Source organism: Bacillus sp. SSR7 (genome assembly GCF_055902415.1).
In genome coordinates, this window is record NZ_JBVVXV010000005.1 from 221,241 (window position 1) to 242,035 (window position 20,795).

General features: G+C 35.0%; 15 protein-coding genes and 5 pseudogenes. 12 read left to right on the forward strand and 8 right to left on the reverse strand.

The window, feature by feature from the left end:
• Window positions 1–568: 568 nt before the first annotated feature.
• Together plsY and AC0NJG_RS12505 are read right to left on the reverse strand one after the other, a co-directional pair.
• Window positions 569–1,201 carry a glycerol-3-phosphate 1-O-acyltransferase PlsY gene (gene plsY, locus AC0NJG_RS12500; RefSeq protein ID WP_087954715.1) on the reverse strand — a complete coding sequence of 211 codons (633 nt, stop codon included), beginning with the start codon at window positions 1,199–1,201 and terminating at the stop codon, window positions 569–571.
• Window positions 1,202–1,318: 117 nt separating this feature from the next.
• A pseudogene (locus AC0NJG_RS12505) lies at window positions 1,319–1,510 on the reverse strand (hotdog family protein); the annotation flags it as partial.
• Window positions 1,511–1,656: 146 nt separating this feature from the next.
• Between AC0NJG_RS12505 and AC0NJG_RS12510 the strand changes: the two are divergent.
• From AC0NJG_RS12510 to AC0NJG_RS12525, 4 genes and pseudogenes are all read left to right on the forward strand, one after another.
• Window positions 1,657–2,645, forward strand: a pseudogene (locus tag AC0NJG_RS12510) (beta-ketoacyl-ACP synthase 3).
• Between the two features lie 161 nt (window positions 2,646–2,806).
• Window positions 2,807–4,201 (forward strand): annotated as a pseudogene (locus tag AC0NJG_RS12515) (IS4 family transposase).
• A 1,251-nt stretch (window positions 4,202–5,452) separates the two neighbouring features.
• Window positions 5,453–5,755, forward strand: a complete 303-nt coding sequence (locus AC0NJG_RS12520; protein WP_474063113.1) for a hypothetical protein — start codon at window positions 5,453–5,455, stop codon at window positions 5,753–5,755.
• A gap of 47 nt (window positions 5,756–5,802) precedes the next feature.
• Window positions 5,803–6,929: pseudogene (locus AC0NJG_RS12525) on the forward strand (transposase); the annotation flags it as partial.
• Between the two features lie 62 nt (window positions 6,930–6,991).
• On the opposite strand, the gene AC0NJG_RS12530 reads toward AC0NJG_RS12525, so the two are convergent.
• Entirely contained in the window at window positions 6,992–7,495 is a 504-nt protein-coding gene (locus tag AC0NJG_RS12530; RefSeq protein ID WP_087954719.1) for a GNAT family N-acetyltransferase, read from the reverse strand.
• Window positions 7,496–7,750: 255 nt separating this feature from the next.
• Between AC0NJG_RS12530 and AC0NJG_RS12535 the strand changes: the two genes are divergently transcribed.
• The 6 genes from AC0NJG_RS12535 (at window position 7,751) to AC0NJG_RS12560 (ending at window position 12,318) form a co-directional block, all read left to right on the forward strand.
• The gene (locus AC0NJG_RS12535; protein WP_087954720.1) at window positions 7,751–8,149 is read left to right on the forward strand and encodes a DUF2871 family protein; all 399 of its coding nucleotides are present in this window, start codon (window positions 7,751–7,753) and stop codon (window positions 8,147–8,149) included.
• Window positions 8,150–8,276: 127 nt separating this feature from the next.
• On the forward strand, window positions 8,277–9,668 hold the full coding sequence (locus AC0NJG_RS12540) for an FAD-binding oxidoreductase (protein ID WP_087995649.1): 1,392 nt from the start codon (window positions 8,277–8,279) through the stop codon (window positions 9,666–9,668).
• A 4-nt stretch (window positions 9,669–9,672) separates the two neighbouring features.
• Window positions 9,673–10,641, forward strand: coding sequence for a bile acid:sodium symporter family protein (locus AC0NJG_RS12545; protein WP_087954722.1), 969 nt, complete (start codon window positions 9,673–9,675; stop codon window positions 10,639–10,641).
• A gap of 38 nt (window positions 10,642–10,679) precedes the next feature.
• Complete coding sequence (locus AC0NJG_RS12550; protein WP_071722738.1) at window positions 10,680–11,027, forward strand: DUF4260 domain-containing protein; 348 nt, start codon at window positions 10,680–10,682, stop codon at window positions 11,025–11,027.
• 23 nt (window positions 11,028–11,050) lie between these two features.
• Complete coding sequence (locus AC0NJG_RS12555) at window positions 11,051–11,578, forward strand: GrpB family protein (RefSeq protein WP_071722740.1); 528 nt, start codon at window positions 11,051–11,053, stop codon at window positions 11,576–11,578.
• A 134-nt stretch (window positions 11,579–11,712) separates the two neighbouring features.
• Window positions 11,713–12,318 carry an FMN-binding negative transcriptional regulator gene (locus AC0NJG_RS12560; protein ID WP_474063114.1) on the forward strand — a complete coding sequence of 202 codons (606 nt, stop codon included), beginning with the start codon at window positions 11,713–11,715 and terminating at the stop codon, window positions 12,316–12,318.
• A gap of 308 nt (window positions 12,319–12,626) precedes the next feature.
• Here the strand turns inward: AC0NJG_RS12560 and AC0NJG_RS12565 are convergent, their stop codons facing one another.
• The 5 genes and pseudogenes from AC0NJG_RS12565 to AC0NJG_RS12585 all read right to left on the reverse strand — a co-directional run.
• On the reverse strand, window positions 12,627–12,815 hold the full coding sequence (locus AC0NJG_RS12565) for a Phr family secreted Rap phosphatase inhibitor (RefSeq protein WP_000592021.1): 189 nt from the start codon (window positions 12,813–12,815) through the stop codon (window positions 12,627–12,629).
• The gene (locus AC0NJG_RS12570) at window positions 12,812–13,906 is read right to left on the reverse strand and encodes a response regulator aspartate phosphatase (RefSeq protein WP_474063115.1); all 1,095 of its coding nucleotides are present in this window, start codon (window positions 13,904–13,906) and stop codon (window positions 12,812–12,814) included. The genes AC0NJG_RS12565 and AC0NJG_RS12570 overlap by 4 nt, the downstream gene beginning before the upstream one ends.
• A gap of 256 nt (window positions 13,907–14,162) precedes the next feature.
• The gene (locus AC0NJG_RS12575; protein ID WP_474063116.1) at window positions 14,163–15,629 is read right to left on the reverse strand and encodes a protein adenylyltransferase SelO; all 1,467 of its coding nucleotides are present in this window, start codon (window positions 15,627–15,629) and stop codon (window positions 14,163–14,165) included.
• Between the two features lie 178 nt (window positions 15,630–15,807).
• Window positions 15,808–16,806 carry an NADP-dependent oxidoreductase gene (locus tag AC0NJG_RS12580; RefSeq protein ID WP_087995653.1) on the reverse strand — a complete coding sequence of 333 codons (999 nt, stop codon included), beginning with the start codon at window positions 16,804–16,806 and terminating at the stop codon, window positions 15,808–15,810.
• A gap of 174 nt (window positions 16,807–16,980) precedes the next feature.
• A pseudogene (locus AC0NJG_RS12585) lies at window positions 16,981–17,322 on the reverse strand (ArsR/SmtB family transcription factor); the annotation flags it as partial.
• Between the two features lie 507 nt (window positions 17,323–17,829).
• Between AC0NJG_RS12585 and AC0NJG_RS12590 the strand changes: the two are divergent.
• Both AC0NJG_RS12590 and AC0NJG_RS12595 read left to right on the forward strand, forming a co-directional pair.
• The gene (locus tag AC0NJG_RS12590) at window positions 17,830–19,449 is read left to right on the forward strand and encodes an FAD-dependent oxidoreductase (protein ID WP_140421141.1); all 1,620 of its coding nucleotides are present in this window, start codon (window positions 17,830–17,832) and stop codon (window positions 19,447–19,449) included.
• Window positions 19,450–19,836: 387 nt separating this feature from the next.
• On the forward strand, window positions 19,837–20,781 hold the full coding sequence (locus AC0NJG_RS12595) for a glycerophosphodiester phosphodiesterase (protein ID WP_087954729.1): 945 nt from the start codon (window positions 19,837–19,839) through the stop codon (window positions 20,779–20,781).
• Window positions 20,782–20,795: the final 14 nt, after the last annotated feature.

Here is a 20,795-nt window from a genome sequence, read left to right on the forward strand (position 1 = left end):
TAGTAAGGGAAACCGCAGTTAAGGAGAGCTCAATCTAAATAGTTATAGAAAATGAAACTTCCCTAATTATTGCTGAGATAGTAATTCTAAGAGAATTATTCTTGCCATTATATATAATCCATCATTAGAGGGCTGCTATATATTCATAGAGAAGCCGGAAAGTAGTGCTATTCTTTAGTAATTTGGTCGTTCTGAGCGTTTTATGTATTAATATAATGTTTTGGTCCCAGTCATAAAAATTTTTGATGTTGGGTAAATGGGGTAGCACCACATCGCTATCAAGCTAAAAAAACAAAATACCCCCCTAAAATAAAAAATACGCTATTCTTTCTGTAGAATCATAGGAAAGGATAACGTATTTTTTGATTTCTTCTATTCAATGTGTACGTTAATATTTACGCATGATGTGATGACGTATATTAACCCTTTATTGCTACTAAGGTAGGAGATATACCAAAAATAGGATTATAAAGTACATTTTTCTTGAGTGGCTCCAAAAGTAAAGAATCGTTGCCGTCCTCCTTAAACGGTTAACTAACTTTAAATTTTTTCCATTTTGACGACATGCTCAACGCCGCGAAAAAATAAGTTTATTTTCTGTTCCTGAAAGTAACCTTTTTATATTTTCTCTATGCTTGAAAATAACTATAAACGTCATAAGGAAAGCAAATATATAAAAATATATGGTATTCCCGAAAACTGGAACAAATGAGATGGCTGCAAAAAGCATTGTAGCGCATATTGTGCCTAAAGAAACATAACGGGTAAAAACTACTATCATCACAAAAAAACAAATGCATAAAATGGCCATAACCCAGTTGATCATAAACATCACAGCTACTCCCGTAAGTGCTCCTTTGCCCCCTTTAAAACCAAAATATATCGGCCAGTTATGTCCTATAATCACTCCTGCGCCTGCCGCTAAAAGGCTTACGCAATCTTTAGCCTCTCCTGAATAAAAGTAAACGCTAAGGAACAATCCTATAAAACAGGCAATTATCCCTTTTAATATATCTCCAGCAAGAACAAATACTGCAGCAGACTTATCAAGTACCCTCAGGGTATTGGTAAGCCCGGCGCTTTTGCTTCCATGGTTTCTTATGTCCTTTCCGTATATTTTCCCTACAATCACCGCTGTATTAAGGCTGCCTAAAAAGTAGCCCAAAGCTAAGGCAGCAAAAATTTTAAAAATATCAATCATCACTCTTCTCCCTTTACATTATTCTGAATTTCTTTTTTTCTACATCAATACAGGGTTTTAGCATTGTTCTTCTCCAGAAACTTTTTCAATAAACTTCTACTTATTTATTCATGTTAAAAGGGCATCTACAATAAGGATGCTGGACATGATTGAATAGTCAGAAAAATGAATGGTGAAAAATCCTTCATTAGTTACAACATTTTAGATCTAAACTGTACGCTTTCCTTCTTCTACTTCAATGATCCGATCAATTAATAAAAGGGGATAACGATGGGGAATAATTTCTTCAATTTGTTGAATATTGAGCATGAATGTCTTTCCTTTATACCATAGCTAGATATTTTAGTTAGTTTAATTTCCAGAAATAAAATGTCAGAATATTTACAACAATTAGTACCTAGTACTATTGTTTGATTATATAACTAAGTGTGAAAATAGTAAAGGGGGATAAATGTATGCAATCAAAAGCAAGAATTACAGCTATTGGTACCTATGTACCTGAAAAAAGCTGACCAATGATGATTTAGAAAAATTAGTAGATACAAATGATGCATGGATTGTACAAAGAACTGGGATGAAGGAAAGAAGAATTACTGGTGATAACGAATATGCCTCTACATTAGCTTTTAAAGCTATTGAAAACTTAGTGGAACGTTATCATAAAAGTCTTGTCGACGTGGATTGTATTCTCATTTCAACAACTACGCCTGACTACACTTTTCCAAGTGTAGCCTGCCAAATACAAGAGTATTTTAATATTCAACATACAGGTGCTGTTGATTTCAATGCGACTTGTGCTGGTTTTACATACGGATTACATCTGGCGAATGGTTTAATTACATCTGGCCTTCATCGCAAGATTTTAATTGTAACGACAGAAACCTTATCTAAGATTACAGACTATACAGATCGAACTACATGTATCTTATTTGGAGATGGAGCCGCAGCTGTTTTAGTAGAGAAAGATGAAGAAGAGTCTAGCTTTATAGCTACCCATATTGGGACAAATGGGGAAGGAGGCATGCATGTATATCGTAAAAATTTATCTACTACCATGTTTGGAAATCCTTTAAGAACACATGGGAAGATAGTTCAAAATGGAAGAGAAGTATATAAGTGGGCAGCACGGACACTACCAATTGGTATCAAAGAATTGTTATGTCAAGCAGAGTTACAGCTGGAAGAGGTGAACTGGTTTATTCCACATAGTGCTAATTTACGAATGATTGAATCTATATGTGAAAAATCAGGTTTCCCACTGGATAAAACGTTAACAAGTGTAACATACATGGGAAATACTTCTTCTGTCTCCATTCCATTAGCATTAGACATAGGTATGAATGAAGGAAAGGTGAAAAAAGGGGACACTCTCTTACTCTATGGGTTTGGAGGAGGTCTTACACACGCTGGACATATCATTAAATGGCATTTAGCAAAGGAATAGGAGATGAAATATGCAATAGTAACATAAACGTATTTTATTACATTAAAAATCTTTATAGGGATTCTGTTCCATCGCTATAAAGCTAAGTTTTTGCACTACCTCTAAAGCAAAAAAGGCGTTATCCTTTCTGTAGAATCATAGGAAAGGATGGCGTTTTTTGTATGTCTATTTCTGTATCGGATGAATTACAACTATTTGCTCAAGAGATTCAAAACTTTTTATCTCCAAATTTCTTACGAGATCTTGCTAGAAATGTTGGTTTTGTACAAAGAACCAGTAAGTATCAAGCAAAAGATTTAGTCGCTTTATGTGTATGGATCAGTCAAAATGTCGCTAAAACCTCTTTAACTCATTTATGTAGCTGTTTAGAAGCATCAACGATTTAATGCCACAGTCGTGCAATTTCTACAACAAGTGTTAGCCGAACTTCTCAATCAAAAGTTATCTTCAACTAAGATGCTCACTTCTCCATACGCTTCTATTTTCAAGCGTATTCGTATCCTAGATTCAACTGCCTTTCAACTTCCCGATGTATTTTCATCTGTTTATCCAGGTGCAGGAGGATGCAGTCATACAGCTGGGATGAAGATTCAGCTTGAGTATGATTTATTAAGTGGGCAGTTCCTACATATTCATACAGGCCCAGGTAAACAACATGATCGAACCTATGGTTCTCTATGTGCCCCAACTGTGACAGCGAATGATTTATGTATCCGTGATTTAGGTTATTTTCACTTGAAAGATCTTCAACATATACAAGATAAAAAGGCATATTATATCTCACGTATCAAATCGAATACACGTATTTATCAAAAAATCCTAACCCTGATTATTTTCAAGATGGCAGAATCAAGAAAGGTACAGAGTATATACAGATAGATATGGAAACGTTAATGAACTCTTTTCAACCAGGACAAACATGTGAAATATTCAACGCTTATGTAGGAATGAATGATAAAGTCTCAACTCGTGTGATTGTTCATCGGCTAACAGAAGAACAACAACAAAAACGATTACAAGATCAAGCTGTAAGAGAAAAAAAGAAAGGAATGAAGTATTCTTCTCGTAGTAAACGACTCAGTGGTATCAATGTATATATGACAAACACCCCTACAGATATTGTCCCGATGGGACAGGTACATGACTGGTATTCTTTGCGTTGGCAGATTGAAATTTTATTTAAAACATGGAAGTCATTCTTTGAAATTGATGAATGTAAAAATATAAAAAGAGAACGTCTAGAGTGCCATTTATATGGACAACTCATCAGCATTCTCCTCTGTTCTTCTACGATGTTTCAAATGCTTCAGTTTCTGCTTGAAAAGAAAAAGCAGGAACTGAGTGAATATAAAGCGATTTATATAATTAAAGATTACTTTCTGTTACTGTTTCAAGCGATAGCTGTTGGCACAGAAGCACTTTTAAAAATTCTACATCGGCTTTATCAACTGTTCAAAAAGAACGGTCGTAAATGTCATAGGCATAAGAAGGTGACCGTCTTTGATATTCTAGGGATTGTGTATAAAACGACATTAAAGCATAGACAAGTTGCCTAGCGAAAAAATCACATTTTAATAGGCTTCTTTAGCATGCCTACTTTTTTATCACTTGCTAGTTTTGAAACAAGGATCATTTCGTACCTAGTAATTTACTTACTTAGCTTGATGGGCATGGGGTCCTCCCGACGAAACGCGGAAATTATACGCTAAGCAACTTCTAGCAAAGAAAAAACCGATTTCCTGTACGCTAAGGAAATCGGTTTTTAGCTTAGTGATGAATTTATAGTTGTTTTTTTAACCTGGGGCCAAACAGCTACTTTGGTATAAATTGTGGTTTCAAAATATGGGTGCCCTTATAGAGTATATAGCTAGTAGTAGAGTGAAAATATACTATTATCTTTTTAGCCATTCAATAATTAGTTAATTTAATGCCCTTACGTTCTATAATTTGTGAACAGATTACGTGGTACCCTTTGTGTTTAAAGAATGACTTGGCAGTAATACTGGCCTCTGTGATAATCTCTAAAAAGTTTAATCTTTTTGCCTCTAACTCAAGCATATCAACAAGAGCTGAACCCCTGATAATCTTTATGAATATAAAGATTATCAGGGGCTCAGCCGAGATATGTGTAAAAACGGGTCATAAGCTGTAGTATATTTCCATTATTGGTTTTTTAGTTAAAAATATCTACCGCATGATTAACAAAAAGCTGATTACCTATGCGCTATAAATGAACTGCCCCAATTGTTAAACAAAACCTAGCAATTGGGGGAAGTTCATAGTTATCATTTGATTCTTCTAGTGACTTTCTCAAGTAAAGCACCCTTTGGTTTAAATTGGAGATTTCGCTCAATGTAACATCTCTTGTATGTTCAAGCATTGTTACAAGCTCTCCAATCTTATTTGAATAGTTTTCTCTTGAAATTATTAATCTATCATATATATCCCTCCAATTCATGCTAAGCATAAGTTTACCAATAAAATAAAAAAACAAATTCTGTAAATTTATGTAAAATAATGATATAATTTAATTGAATATAAAGAAAAAGGAAACCGATACAGCTTGTGCGTATGCAGTGCATTTTGGCCTGGGTCACAGTCTTTTAACGTGCTCGAACTACAGGAGGAGTAAGCATATTCCCGATGGATCCATTTCCATACTTCCATTATCTGGGGGGATCCCCCAGTATCCAAGACTAAATTTTACCCATACATCATTTTTTTGATGTAGCTCTTGAAGATAAAAACTATTTAATTTTCAAGGAACAGTTATTAACTTAAAACTTATTATACGAGGAGGGTGTATCATGAAAAAAATATGCTTTGTATTAATTGTCGACGCTGGTATAAATTATGGTTCAATATTTTCTCTACCATTTTTAAGGAATCAGGATGATTTGAAGGAATATTTTTCTAAGTATTATGATGTTTCGATTAATTATATTAGGGATAAAAACTTAGTTGACTATTTGGTAGTTCCCAAACCGTGTCCACCTTTTGATAATGAAAATAATCTTCCAATAATTGAAGTACCAGCAATCTTATTTATGGAAAAGGATTTTGAAAAAATAAAGACTTATATAGACAATTATTTTTCTAATAACTCATAAAGAAAATAAAAGTACAGTAAAAAGAAGTCCGATAAAAAACGAGTGGTGAAGATTCAATGAATAAGGCACAAGCAACATTAGTAAATTACTAGCACCAACTAGATTTAGCTTCTTATTAGGGAGGTGGTACCACTTCGTCTTCAGATGGGATGCGCATGCAAATTGGGGTTTCATCTTTACATGCAGACGCAAATCTACATTACGGAACAGGTAAAGGTGCTACCATTTATCCCACTTTAATGGGCAGTAAGACCCCCACCTCAAGATTCAGCGAAAGTAAAGAAGTTAGGTGGGGGATCAACTGCCCATAAAAGTCCGATTGGTTCAACTAATAATCAGTGGGGGATGAAGAAAACCCCCACTGATTAAAGTTTCACTTTATACAAAAGTGATTAATACGAATGCTAGGGATGCCGTTCATGTCATTGATGGTTCACTACATCACGAAACAGATTTACATATTGAAGAGCATTATACTGATACAGCTGGATATACAGATCAAGTATTCGGTCTTAATCATTTGCTAGGGTATCGCTTTGCCCCAAGATTAAGAGATATTTTGGACTCGAAACTTTACACATTTGAAAAGCCTGAACAATATCCTGATATGGAGAAATTGTTACGCGGAAGGATTCATAAAAAAGTCATTCAAGAGAATTACGATGATGTGTTAAGGTTAGCACATTCCGTTCGGGAAGGAACAGCGTCTGCGTCTCTTATTATGGGGAAGATTGGTTCTTATTCTAGGCAGAATAGTCTTGCAAAAGCGATAAGAGAAATGGGACGAGTTGAAAAAACTTTATTTATTTTAGACTATATTTCTAGTGAAACGTTACGTCGGCGCATTCAAAAGGGATTAAATAAAGGAGAAGCAGTGAATGCCTTAGCAAGAGCTATTTTCTTTGGAAAACATGGTGAACTTCGAGAGCGTGCACTGCAAGACCAATTACAGCGAGCCAGTGCATTAAATCTTATTATAAATGCAATTAGCATTTGGAATACCATATATTTATCCCGAGCGATTGAGCATATGATGGAAGTAGGAAAACATCAGGAGTCTTTACGTGCCCATATTTCACCTTTAGGTTGGGAGCATATAAATTTCTTAGGTCAATATAAATTCGATATTAACAGTTCCCATTCTATTCGATCATTACGCCCCCTTAGAACATAAATGAAGCCCTTGATTTTCTGCTTAGCGTAGACAAATCAAGGGTTTTTCTTTCAAAATCTTTTTTACGCGTTATAGCCGAATAATTTTAAATCTTCTCCTGAGCCCGAAATGATCTTTTCGAACTGCAATCCTACTTTTTCTAAAAGCTTTCCTGAATTGATGTTATCTATAGTAGTAATTGCTACAATTCGTTTCAGACCTAGTTTTTGTACTCCGTATTCGATTACAGCAGAAGCTGACTCGTAGCCATATCCTTTCGAACGGAATTTCTCTAAAAAGGCAAATCCGATATCAACATGTTCTAATGACTCCCTTTTAATAAGACCGCACATACCGAGTGGAGTGAGATCTTCTTTTCGTTCTACTAAGTAAAGACCAAAGCCCATTTTATTATACATATCGACGGGTCCGTTTAAGATGTATTTTTTTGCATCTTCTAAGTTTTTAATCCTTTTATCACCGATATACTGAATCCATGCAGGATCGTTTACTAACTCGAGAATAAACGGAGCGTCTTTTATATCAAGCCAACGAAGAGTGAGTCGTTCAGTTTCAAGAACTATCAATCTATTGCACCACCTTTAAAAGTTATAACAATTAGTATGGATTGCGAAATACAAAAGTGCAACATATTTTAATGGAGCTTTGTTTGTTCACATAAAGTTCGTTTGTTTTGTATAAAAGGATATTTTATAATTAGATTTGATTGTAAAGAGTGAGATGCTTATACAATGACTCCTAGGTGACTAGGAGTTTTTACTATATAACTATCATTATTACTAAATATGACACACTACATATTCTACTCAAGGAGGTATATAATGAAGAAATTATATAATGCATCGTTTACGTATTTGATTATCGGTTTATTATCCGGGATTTTCGCTAGGGAGTATGGTAAGTATAAAGGGATTTTAGGATCCACTTTGTTAAATCTTTTGCATACCCATACACTTGTACTTGGCTTTTTCTTCTTTTTAATTGCTTTAGGATTAGCAAAAGTATTCGCGTTTCATGAAGCGAAAAGTTTTAATAAGTGGTTTGTTGTACATAATATCGCATTAATTTTAATGTTAGGTTCATTGGCAGCAAGAGGGCTTCTTCAGTTAAATGGAGCGGATTTTAAAGGGTTAACTTATATTGTTGGTTTTTCTCATTCGTTGATGGCAGTTACTTTAATTTGGTTTATGTTGTTAATAAAGAAGTCGTTTAAAATATAGTAAAAAGAACTTGCAGTGTGTGCTGCAGGTTCTTTTTTTTGTTTGTTTAGGTTGAAAAGTCTTATTTTTCTAATTATTTTGTATAAAGATGGTATACTTGTTTTAAAATTAAAAAGGAGAGTTGATTATGGAAATAACAATGGAGCATGTAGTAAATGAGTTAAAAGGCATACTTCCTGAAGATCGAGTAGTAATAAATACAACAGTAAGAGAGTTACATAGTAAAGATGAATCTTATCATGCTAGTAGTTTACCTGATGTAGTTGTTTTTCCAAAAACGACTGAAGAGGTTAGTAGGATCATGAAAGTGGCGAGTGAGTATAAAAAACCTGTCGTTCCTTTTGGGGTAGGATCTAGTTTAGAAGGACATGTTATCCCATATGAAAAAGGAATTACAATGGACTTTTCGCTTATGAATAAAATACTCGAAGTAAGAGAGAAAGATTTTCTTGTGAGAGTACAGCCGGGAGTGACTCGCTCTCAGCTTAATAAAGAATTGAAAAAGTATGGATTGTTTTTTAGTGTGGATCCAGGAGCAGATGCAACGTTAGGGGGAATGGCTGCTACAAATGCAAGCGGAACGACAGCGGTTAAGTATGGGGTAATGCGTGATCAAGTTCGTGATTTAGAAGTCGTTCTTGCTGATGGAGAAGTAATACATACCGGGAATTTAGCAGCAAAGTCGTCATCAGGTTATCATTTAAATGGTATTTTCGTAGGTTCAGAAGGGACGCTTGGATGTTTTACGGAATTAACTGTAAAAGTATACGGTATACCAGAGCATGTTATGGCCGCAAGAGCATCGTTTCCGGCTATAAATGATGCAGTAGAAGCTGTTATTAACATATTACAAGCGGGTATTCCGATTGCGAGAATTGAACTCGTTGATGAACTATCTATGAAACAAGTCAATCATTATAGTGAAACAAGTTACAGAGAAGAGCCTACGCTGTTTTTAGAGTTTCACGGTAATGAAGCAGGGCTAAAGCAAGATATTGAGTTTACGAAAGAAATTGTTTTTGATCATAAATGTAAAGAAGTTGCGTTTGAGACGGAGACAGCAGCGAGAAATAAACTGTGGGATGCAAGACATAACTTAGCGTACTCTTATGTGCATAGTTATCCTGGTAAAAAATTAATGAGTACAGACGTATGTTTACCAATTTCAGAATTGGCTGGGGCAATTCAACATGCGAAAGAGACATTAGATAAGGTTGGTCTTGTTGGTGGTATTCTTGGTCATGTAGGAGATGGGAATTTCCATGTGCTTTTAATGGTTGATCCTAATGATAAAGAAGAAGTGGAAAAGGCAGACGAAATAAATGAAAGTATCGTTTTATATGCTCTTAAACGAGGGGGAACGTGTACGGGAGAACATGGCGTTGGAATCGGAAAGCGGAAGTATCAAGAAGAAGAACATGGGGCGGCATTACTCGTAATGGAAAAAATAAAGAAAGCTCTTGATCCGCAAAATATTTTGAATCCGAATAAAGTTTTTCAGTTAAAGGATAGGGGATGATGGGGTGAAAGTACTAGAAGCGATAAGTAATATAGCTGGAAAATATTTTGCATTTTGGGTTATTTGTATTGCAGCTATTGCATATTTTATTCCTACTCCATTTCTGGGGTTAACTAGTTACATAACGATTTTACTTGGGGTTGTCATGTTTGGGATGGGATTAACATTGAAAGCTGTTGATTTCAAAATCATAGCTACAAAACCATTACCAGTTATTATCGGTGTATGTGCTCAGTTCATTATTATGCCACTTGTCGCATACGTACTAGCCTACGTTATGAATCTGCCAGCCGAATTAGCAGCTGGCTTAGTGTTGCTCGGTTCAGTACCGGGTGGCACTGCATCAAATGTTATGGTTTATTTAGCAAAAGGGAACTTAGCGTTGTCTATTGCAATGACGTCATTATCAACGTTACTAGCACCAATTGCTACACCTCTTATTTTATTATTACTTGCAGGACAATGGATGCCAGTGAATGCTATGTCCATGTTTCTTTCTATCGTACAAGTCATTATCATACCGATTATTCTAGGATTAGTAGTGAAGAAGTTTTTCCCTAAAACTGTTACGAAGGGAATGACCGTTATCCCTTTCATATCAGTTTTAGCAATTATTATTATTGTTTCTGCAGTTGTTTCAGCGAATGTAAGTAGCATTACTTCTTCAGGCCTTCTTATCTTAATTGCCGTTATGCTTCATAATGCTTTCGGTTTTTTACTCGGATATATAACAGCATTCATACTTAGACTAGACGAAGGGACAAGAAGGGCTATTTCAATAGAAGTAGGAATGCAAAATTCAGGTTTAGGTGTTGCGCTAGCAACTGCACATTTTGGAGCAGCTGCCGCACTCCCAAGTGTATTAGCTGCAGTATGGCATAACATTGCAGGACCAGTATTAGCAACCATCTGGTCAAAAAATGCAAAGGATACTTTTGGTAATGAAAATATATCGGTAATTATAGAAAAATAGGAGAGCAATTTGTAGTTGGAATTGAGGAATGAAAAAGAATGCAAAAACTCATTGTACATTTTGAAGGCTTAGTTGTATTCGTAGCTGCGATTTATATGTATTCATTAAATGAATTTAGTTGGATTATATTTTTGATATTCCTATTAGCGCCAGATTTATCTATGTTAGCGTATGGGATCAATAATCATGTTGGGGCTAACATTTATAATTTATTTCACACATATATCATATCGATATTAATTGTTATCATTGGTGTTTATTTTAAGATAGATACCGTTATTATGATTGGCCTAATATGGACAGCACATATCGGAATGGATCGAATGTTTGGATATGGGTTGAAATATGAGACGGATTTTAAGGATACCCATATTCAAAGATTATAATTGCTTTTGAGGAGAGGGATACGTTGAAACAGAGAATTACTATCGAAGAATATAACATCAAATGGGAAAGTGAGTTTAATAAGCTACAAACTCTCATTAACGATGTAATGGAAGACAGCATTTTATCCATTGAACATGTTGGGAGTACATCTATTAAAGGGCTTGCAGCAAAACCAATATTAGATATTGATATTGTAATGGAAGATTATAAATTTTTTCCAGAAGTAGTAACAAAGCTTGAAGCAATAGGATACTATCATCAGGCAGAATGGAGTTGCAAAGGGAGAGAGGCGTTTGGCAGAAAGGACGCTTTTGTTCCGTGGGACGGAGAAAATACAGATTGGATGGAACATCATTTGTATGTGTGTGATAAAGAAAGTGAAGAGTTAAGAAGACATATAGCGTTTCGTGATTACCTTCGTGAACATGACGGTGTTGCTGTTGAATATGGACATTTAAAGGAAGAGTTAGCAAGAGAATCAAAAAGTAGAACGAGCTATAGTGAAGGTAAGACGAAATTTATTACAAATATATTAGAAGAAATAAACTAAGGCGGCATGGAATACATGCTGCTTATTTTTTTGAAGTAGAACGCTGCCATTATAAAACAAATACAAACTGGCCCTGTTGAATGCTACGAGATTTAAATATAATGAGAAATAAAAGACCGGAAAAGAGGGAGATTATGTACATACCAAAATACTTTGCAATACAAGATGAAGAGATGAACTACGAAATAATTGAACAAAATAGCTTTGCGACATTATTTTCTCAACATAATGGGGAACCCTATGCAACGCATTTACCATTATTGCTAAATAGAGAAAAACTCACGTTACATGGTCACTTCGCACGTCCGAATGACCAGTGGAAAGATAGTGGGAATCAACAAGTACTTGCTATATTTCAAGGGCCACATAGTTATATTTCACCGTCATGGTATGAAACAAACAATGCGGTGCCAACATGGAATTACGTTGCGGTGCATGTATATGGTGAATTAGAAATTGTTGAAGATGAACAGGAATTAATAGACTCTCTTCAAAAATTAGTACATAAATATGAAGTTTCAAAGAGCACGTACTCATTAGACGATGTAGATCCGAATTATATGGCAGGATTAAGTAAGGGAATAGTTGGGTTCAAAATAAAGATAAATAAAATAGAAGGAAAAGCGAAGTTGAGTCAAAATCATTCTGTGGAAAGAAGAAAATTAGTTGTGGAGAAGCTTGAGAAGGTTGGTAGTGAGGGGAGTAAGGGGATTGCGGAATTGATGAAAGAAACAAAATGAGTTTGGTAAAATAAAGGTGATTTACTAATTTTGTAGAAATATATTTTACTTGCAAGAAAAATGCCTCGGTAGCTCTAGAAGGGAAGAGCGCCGGAAAACATGTCGCACCGGGTCGCAAGGCGAAGGTTTCAGAAGCACCGAAAAGCAAATAAGCTGAGACAGGTGGAATTCCTGTCGGTGAAATTCCGTAGGGAAGCGTGTTCGAATCCCGTCGGAGGCATATGGAAACCTCTGTATGAAGAAGTATTCGATTACATCTAAATAAGCGCATTAAAAAAAGACCCTCTTAAATGAAGGTCTTTCGTTCTTTAAAGTGTTTTTTCAGCTGTGGTTGAGTTGTAGTCTTTACTTACGTCAACAGATTGAACAAAATCAGGTCTTTGTGGTGCAGGGAGATCGGCGTGACTTGCTTGATATGTAAAAGAACTATTTATCCCAATAGAAATAATACCGATAACAGACAGTCCTAGAACGACAGAACTAATTTTTTTAATCATTTTAGAGCTCCTTTCTCAAACGTTTTTTCTTTTGCTTGTAACGCTTTATGAAAATACTCACTCGCTTTCACATGATTATTTTCATCATAAAATTTAGTTGCTAATTTCTCTGAATATTCTTGAGTGTAGTTATATAAAGATTCTTTGTCGAAATACGTAATTCCTTCAAGAATAATCTTTTCTAGATCTTCAGTTGTCTCATTATTGTTAAGGGAATTTAAAATTTTAAAATGAAGTATATATTCAATATTGTTTAGTTCTGTACAAACTCCCAATCCTTTTTTAATAAATTCTTCAGCAATGTTTATTTCACCAAGTTTATAATGCTCTCTGGCTTGTAAAAAGAGTGCTTTAAAGTGTGTAGGCACTTTGGTTGTTACCTCTGATAAATGTCGAATCGCTAGAGAAGACAGGTTTTGACTTGCATAGAGCCAACCTAGATTATTGCGAACGCTTAATACTAAATCCTTTTCGTTTAGTTTTTGTAAAATTGAAAGAGCAGAATTGAACTTTTCCTCTGCTTGTTCATATTGTTTTAGGAATACACATGAGGAACCTATTATATTGTCGCAAAGTGCTAACTTTATCTCAAATCCATTTTCAGTCATGAAGATGTTTCTGGCTTTTGTTGCTTGCTGAATTGCATCAATCGGTTTATAAAAATGTTGATTAAAGATAGCGAATCGGTAATTATACTCAGCTTCCTCTAGTTTATCTGAAACATTAACTAATAGATTTTCAGCATTTTCGTAATGTTCACTTGCTAAATTATAATTTGTTGTTAAAGTAGCATGAATCGCTTTAAATAAATGATAGTAGTAAGAAAGTTGGTGATTAGGTGAAATCGCGTAAGAATCTATTTTATTGAAACTGTCTTTTGTGATGCTTAAACCATCAGTTAAAACTTTGAAACGAAAATCTAGTAGAGAATAGTATAATGCTAAGTTTTCATCTTCTTCAAAGTTTAGTTCTTTTTCCTCAATTTCATGCTTTAAGTTTGTTGCCTGGGACACATCTTGTTTTAGCATAGCTAAATACCAATCATTAAATAATTGTGTGATTTGTTCATTACCTTGTAGTTGAACGTTCATGAAATCCCCTCGCTTTTTGAATATTCTTATAAAATATAGTATCAAAAATAACAATATTTAGAAATACGATTTTTATTTCTCAATATTTGTTTAACAAACTTTTCAGTAAGCCGATTGGAATAGTATTAATTTGTTTTGGAGTAAAGAAAAGGTGTCGGGGGAGGGGGCATTTTAAATTTCTAGTTGAGAGGTGAAAATATAAAAAAGGGTGCGTTCACACAATTTGTATGAACACACCTTTTTACAGATTAAACAATCAAGTCCCACAAAAAGTACGATAAGGACGATTCGTAGGCGCAGGTGGAACGCAGTATTCTTCTTGATCTGTAGAATATGCATAAGGATTTGCTAGAGCCTCAAGAAGCTGCTCCATTACGCTATAATCTCCACTTGTAACAGCTGCTTCTAATGCTTCTTCTACACGGTGGTTCCTAGGGATGATGGATGGGTTATTATTTTTCATCATTTCGTAGGCATTTTCTTTCAATTCTTCCTGTCTTTCTAATCGAGATTGCCACAGTTTGTACCATTCTTTAAATTCACCGCTATCGAATAGAGGGGTATTTTCTAACGTATCAAGAGTTAATGAACGGAATGTATTTGTGTAATCCGCTTTATATTTCTCCATCATTTTTAAAAGTTGCTCAATAAGTGAGTGATCTTGTTCCTCGTTGCTAAATAGTCCTAATTTCTTTTTCATTCCAAGGAACCAATGGTTTTCATACTGTACGCTAAATTTTGAAATTTCATCTTGAGCAATTTTTAATGCCTCTTCCTCATCGTCATGTAGGATTGGTATTAAAGATTCTGCTAATCGCGCGAGGTCCCATGCGGCCATATATGGTTGATTTCCATATGCGTAGCGGCCTTGTGTATCAATAGAGCTAAATACAGTTCCTTGGTCGTAATGATCCATAAATGCACAAGGGCCGTAATCAATCGTTTCACCGCTAATCGTTATATTGTCAGTATTCATTACACCGTGAATAAATCCAACAAGTTGCCATTTAGCGATGAGGCTTGCTTGTTTTTTGATGACTTCTTGTAGCAATGCAGTATATCGGTTTTCATGACCTTCAATTTCTGGGTAATGTCTTTTTATTGTATAGTCAGCTAGCGATTGAAGATCCTCGATTGAGCCGCGAGCTGCAGCATATTGAAATGTGCCGACGCGTATATGGCTGCTTGCGACTCTAGTTAAAATAGCTCCAGGTAACTTTGTTTCACGATAGGTTGGTTCACCAGTTGTGACAACTGCTAAACTGCGGGTAGTTGGGATATCAAGTGCATACATTGCTTCGCTAATAATATATTCACGTAGCATCGGACCGAGTGCGGCACGACCATCACCGCGGCGTGAATAAGGAGTAGGGCCAGAACCTTTCAGCTGAATGTCAAAACGTTTACCTGAAGGAGTAATTTGTTCACCAATTAAAAGAGCACGACCGTCGCCTAACATATTAAAATGTCCAAATTGATGACCAGCATATGCTTGAGCTAATGGATGAGCTCCTTCTGGTAGTGCATTACCGGCGAAAATCGCAATTTCAGTTTCTTTCTTCAGTTCTTCCGGATTAAAGCCAAGAGATATCGCAAGTGAATGGTTTAGTTTAACTAACTCCGGTGAACTTACGGGAGTAGGGGGGATTTCTGTATAAAATGAATGTGGCAAAGTAGCATAACTATTGTCTAAATTCCAACCTGCTTCATTATTTTTAGTCATTTTATCTCCTCCTTGTTTATTTTTTTATTATGTATTTGTACGTATGTATTCTTTGTAAAATTAGCTAAAAGTATAATATGATATTTCCCCTTGCAATCTATTGTAAGGACTCCACTGCACTATGTCTATTTAACAGCAAATTTAAACCCTCCATTTTAAGAAAATGGAGGGTTTATTATTATTTCATTTTTACAATTATTTTTCCTTTTGCTCTTCCAGCCTCTGAATATTCCATTGCTTTTTGAGCATCTTCAAAAGGGAAAACGCGATCGATTACCGGTTTGATTTTGCCAGCTTCAATATAGTTTGCAATAGTGCGTAATTGATCGCCGCTTGGCTTCATAAATAAAAATGAATATTGCGCATTATGCTTTTTTTCAAGTGCAGTAAGTTTTTTGCTTGCTAATGAAAATAAGAGAGTTTTGAAAAATCCTGAACCGAATTCTTTACCGAATCGAGCATTCGGCATACCTGAAACGGAAACAATGTTGCCACCGCTTTTTATAATGTTGAATGATTTTTCAAGTGTTGTACCGCCAATTGTATCAAATACTGCATCATAATTTGTTAGTATTTCTTCAAATTTTTCTGTTTTGTAATTAATAATTTCATCTGCACCAAGTGACTTTACTAAATTCGCACCAGCTTCACTAGCAGTCGTTGTAACAGTAGCACCCATTATTTTTGCTAACTGAATTGCGAAAGTACCAACACCACCAGATCCAGCGTGAATTAAAATCTTTTGACCTTTTTGTAAGTGCATGATGTCATGCAAAGCTTGATAGGATGTTAAGCCAACGAGTGGAATTGAAGCAGCTTCCTCAAAACTTAAATTTTTCGGTTTTAAGGCTATATCATCTTCATGAATGGCTATATATTCCGCGAAAGTACCAATCTTATTTTTTCTTGGACGAGCATATATTTCATCACCGACTTTAAAACGAGTTACTTTTGATCCAACCTTCGTAATGACACCGGAAAAGTCATTCCCAAGGATTAGCGGCATTTCATATTTCAGTAACATTTTTACCTTTCCATCGCGTATTTTAAAATCAATTGGATTAATACTAGCTGCATGAATTTCTGCGAGCACTTCATACTCATTTATTTCAGGAGTAGGTACCTCGGCCATACGCATTGGGACTTTTCCGTACTTATCAATTATCATCGCTTTCATTTCTTATACCTCCAAATTTCAATAAAGTGAAACTTTAATCAGTGGGGGGGGTTCTTCATCCCCCACTGATTATCAGCCCTCACCAATCGCACCTTTATGGGCAGTTGATCCCCTATCTAAATTCTTTGCTTTCGCTGAATTTTGAGGTGGGGTCTTACTGCCCGTTAAAGTGGGATAAAAGTTGTGCAATAGCTTTTCAATATCTAATACAAGATTTTTTAATAAACTTAATTTTGTACGTATATCAATATAATAAAAGTTTTTTGTACCTTCTTTTCGCATTAAAATAATACCGGCTTCCCGTAAAATCCTTAGGTGATGTGATACCGCTGGCCGAGAAAGGTGTGTTTGTTTCGTGATTTCTCCTACACGTAATCCGGTTTGACATTCCGTTTCCATGAGAACTAACAAAATAGCTTGACGTGTTTCATCGCCAATTGCCAATAATACTTTTTGAGAATCAATAAAATCTTTTTTTATAACATTTAATTGTTCTTGTTTATTCATTTCAATCACTTTACCTCCAAAAAATTAGTCAAAAGGTTTAAGATGATGAACCATTACATCGATACGGTAATGCTACATGATTGTTGTATGAACTGCAATATTGGGAAAGAAAATCGAGACGAATGAATTTTTTATGTTGAAAATGATAAGGGGGTAGAAAAGAATTACATATTAGAATGGATAAAGTTTTAAAGTAGAAAATGATTTAATACTACGTTGTTTCCAGGTGAGGATAGTTAAGCCATTGAACAAAAAATTAAGCGGTCGTAACCCTGAATAATTTTTAGGGTTACGACCGCTTATCATGTTTTTATTATTTTAAAGTGAGTTGTTTCGTTTTACTCTTTCATACATACATAATACAAGCAGATTATAGATGTATGAAAAAGTAAAAATAATTTGGGGCGTAATCTATCTATATGATAATTTAAAATGAAATATAAGTCTATATCTTTGTTGTTTTTTTGATTATATTTATATCACTGAGCTCAGAACAATGATGTGGAGGATAAATATATGAAATCGAATGATGTACCAGTTTTAATTGTTGGAGGGGGATTATCAGGGTTAGCATCTGCGTTATTTCTTGCAAAACATAACATTGAGTACTTACTTATTGAAAGGCATCCGTCTACTGCCATTCATCCGAAAGCAGGCGGTCTTACTTTACGTACAATGGAGTTATTTCGAGAATTAGGTTTGGAACAAAGAATTAAATTGGCAGGTAAAGCATTAGAGAACTGCCGAGGAAGAATAGTAGTTCATACAATAGCTGAGGCGAATAAAGAAGAATTGGAACAAATGAGAGCGACGCAATACGGAAACGATGAAGAGTTACTTCAAAAAATAGAAAAGATTAGTCCATCAAAACAAACTGCGTGTTATCAAATAATTTTAGAAGAGATGATGTTACAAGAAGTGAAAACGCTAGGCGGGCAACTATCTTTTTATCATGAATTAGTTTCATTTGAACAAAATGAAAACGGGGTAAAAGCAACGATTCGAAATCGTGAAACAGAAAAAGAAAGTGTCATACATTGTGACTATGTAATTGCAGCAGATGGAGCACAAAGTAAAATACGTAAGCAATTAGGGATTACAACTGAGGGTCGTGGAACCATTGGCGGTTATTATATGAATATTTATTTTGAAGCGGATTTAAGCGAATTTATACAAGGAGATGCATTTGGTTTTACTATGGTACTTCATCCGGAAGTTCTTGGTGCACTCATTCCAGTCGATAATGAAAGAAGATGGATTTACCATGTATCCTATGATCCATTAAAAGGAGAGAGACCAGAGGATTTCACTATAGAACGTTGTAAACAAATTATTCAAACCGCAATTGGAAGTACAAATGTTGAGTCAGAAATAGTAAGTGTTTTACCGTGGGAAGCGACTGAAAGTACTGCTACAAAATTTCAAGATAATCGCGTTTTTTTAGTTGGCGATTCTGCACATATTATGCCGCCAACTGGAGGGTTTGGTTCCAATACAGGAATACAAGATGCGCACAATCTAGCTTGGAAATTAGGGGCTGTTATAAAAGGCAAGGCAAAACCAAAATTGTTAGAAACATATCATGAAGAGAGATACCCTGTTGCAAAATTAACGACAGCTTATGCAAGTAGTTTACTGTTTCGTGCTGCGAATAGAGAGGAAGGCAGTTTGAATAATATGGATGGTTTAGCTGTTACAGTTGGATATCAGTATTGTTCAGAGGCGATTATAGATGACTCAGTCACTCCACATAGAATGGATAGCGTAGAGTTGAACGGGAGACCTGGAACGCGAGCGCCGCACTTTTGGGGGATGTATAAAGGGAAAGAAGCTTCTATATTAGACTTATTTGGTAACAATTTTGTATTACTTACTGGAGTAGACAATAGCTCTTGGGCTGAAGCTGTATTTGATGTTTCATCTAAATTAGGAATAAATATAAAAGTTTACAGCGTTGGTTTAAGGGGAGACTTTATTACTCAAGAAAATGTTTTTTGTGAATTATATGGAATAGAGAATGAAGGAGTTGTACTAATTAGACCAGATGGCTTTATTGGATGGCGTTCGGAACAAGAAGTGGTAAATCCAGCGGTAATGCTGGAAGAGGTAATGAGAAATGTATTATGTGATTTTTAAGTAACTACGGAAATACTTTCTTATATGTCTCACTTTACTGAAAAAATAATATTCACAAATTTTAATAGGTTTGGTATGATTAATTTCGACAAGTTAATCGAGGCCGGAGATATGTGAGATAAGCCATAAATTTATTTAGGGATACAGAAGTGTCCTCTAAATAAATTATGGTTTTTTTTATTGGAAGAATCGCACACAATAGGGAAGTTACATGTGGAAAGGAGAGATATAGAAAATAAATAGTTTTCTATATTAATAACATAGGGAAAGTATATTTGTAAGACTGAAATTTTAATATAAGCTTATAAAAATAATGAAAATATATCTTCTATTTCGTGTGAATCTCATTAACTTGTTGAAATTTACAACGTAGGAAGGGTTAGAAGGATGAGAAAGATTATTAGCGTTTTAGTTATTTTCTTTATGATGGGAAGTATCTTTGCTGGGGGAGCTGTTCATGCGAAAGCAGAAGGAAAGCATGAAGGGAATACGAATAAGTTTTTAAATATTGCACATCGCGGAGCAAGTGGACATGCACCTGAGCATACTTTTGCTTCTTATGATCTTGTGAAAAAAATGAAAGCGGATTATTTGGAGTTAGATATTCAGTTAACTAAGGACGGCCAGTTGATTGCAATGCATGATACAGCCGTTGATCGAACTACAAATGGTACAGGGGAAGTACGAGATAAAACATTAAGTGAAATAAAGAGTTTAGATGCAGGATCGTGGTTCAATAAAGCTTATCCAGAAAAGGCTAAGCAAGAGTATGTTGGTCAAAAAGTTCCGACTCTTGAAGAAATCTTCCAAAAGTACGGAAGAAGCATGAAGTATTACATTGAAACAAAATCACCAGATGTGTATCCAGGAATGGAAGAGAAATTATTAGCTTTATTAGAAAAATATAATTTAATAGGTCAAAACATGTCTTCTAGCCGTGTTATGATTCAGTCATTTAGTAAAGATAGTTTAACAAAGATTCATAGTATGAATAAAAATATTCCGTTAGTTCAACTGCTTTGGTATTATCCAAATGAAAACAATGAGATTGTTGAATGGTCTGGCATTACACATGAACCGAAAAGTGTAACAAATGAAGATTTTCAAGAAATTAAAAAGTATGCAGTTGGTATTGGACCAAACTTACGTAATGATAACGGAGAACTAATTATTGATGAGTCATATATGAAAATGGCTAGAAATAATGGACTGCTAATTCATCCTTATACAATTAATGAGAAACCAGATATGAGATTGTTAATAAAATGGGGTGCTACAGGAATGTTTACAAATTACCCTGATCGATTACATAGTGTACTAAAAGAAAAATAAGTGAGATAGGAGAA

Bases quoted from the DNA above. Each gene is read 5' to 3' on its own strand.
- plsY (WP_087954715.1), bottom strand. From the start codon at position 1,201: ATGATTGATATTTTTAAAATTTTTGCTGCCTTAGCTTTGGGCTACTTT.
- AC0NJG_RS12520 (WP_474063113.1), top strand. From the start codon at position 5,453: ATGAAAAAAATATGCTTTGTATTAATTGTCGACGCTGGTATAAATTAT.
- AC0NJG_RS12550 (WP_071722738.1), top strand. From the start codon at position 10,680: ATGCAAAAACTCATTGTACATTTTGAAGGCTTAGTTGTATTCGTAGCT.
- AC0NJG_RS12565 (WP_000592021.1), bottom strand. From the start codon at position 12,815: ATGATTAAAAAAATTAGTTCTGTCGTTCTAGGACTGTCTGTTATCGGT.
- AC0NJG_RS12590 (WP_140421141.1), top strand. From the start codon at position 17,830: ATGAAATCGAATGATGTACCAGTTTTAATTGTTGGAGGGGGATTATCA.
- AC0NJG_RS12595 (WP_087954729.1), top strand. From the start codon at position 19,837: ATGAGAAAGATTATTAGCGTTTTAGTTATTTTCTTTATGATGGGAAGT.
- AC0NJG_RS12535 (WP_087954720.1), top strand. From the start codon at position 7,751: ATGAAGAAATTATATAATGCATCGTTTACGTATTTGATTATCGGTTTA.
- AC0NJG_RS12575 (WP_474063116.1), bottom strand. From the start codon at position 15,629: ATGACTAAAAATAATGAAGCAGGTTGGAATTTAGACAATAGTTATGCT.
- AC0NJG_RS12570 (WP_474063115.1), bottom strand. From the start codon at position 13,906: ATGAACGTTCAACTACAAGGTAATGAACAAATCACACAATTATTTAAT.
- AC0NJG_RS12540 (WP_087995649.1), top strand. From the start codon at position 8,277: ATGGAAATAACAATGGAGCATGTAGTAAATGAGTTAAAAGGCATACTT.
- AC0NJG_RS12580 (WP_087995653.1), bottom strand. From the start codon at position 16,806: ATGAAAGCGATGATAATTGATAAGTACGGAAAAGTCCCAATGCGTATG.
- AC0NJG_RS12560 (WP_474063114.1), top strand. From the start codon at position 11,713: ATGTACATACCAAAATACTTTGCAATACAAGATGAAGAGATGAACTAC.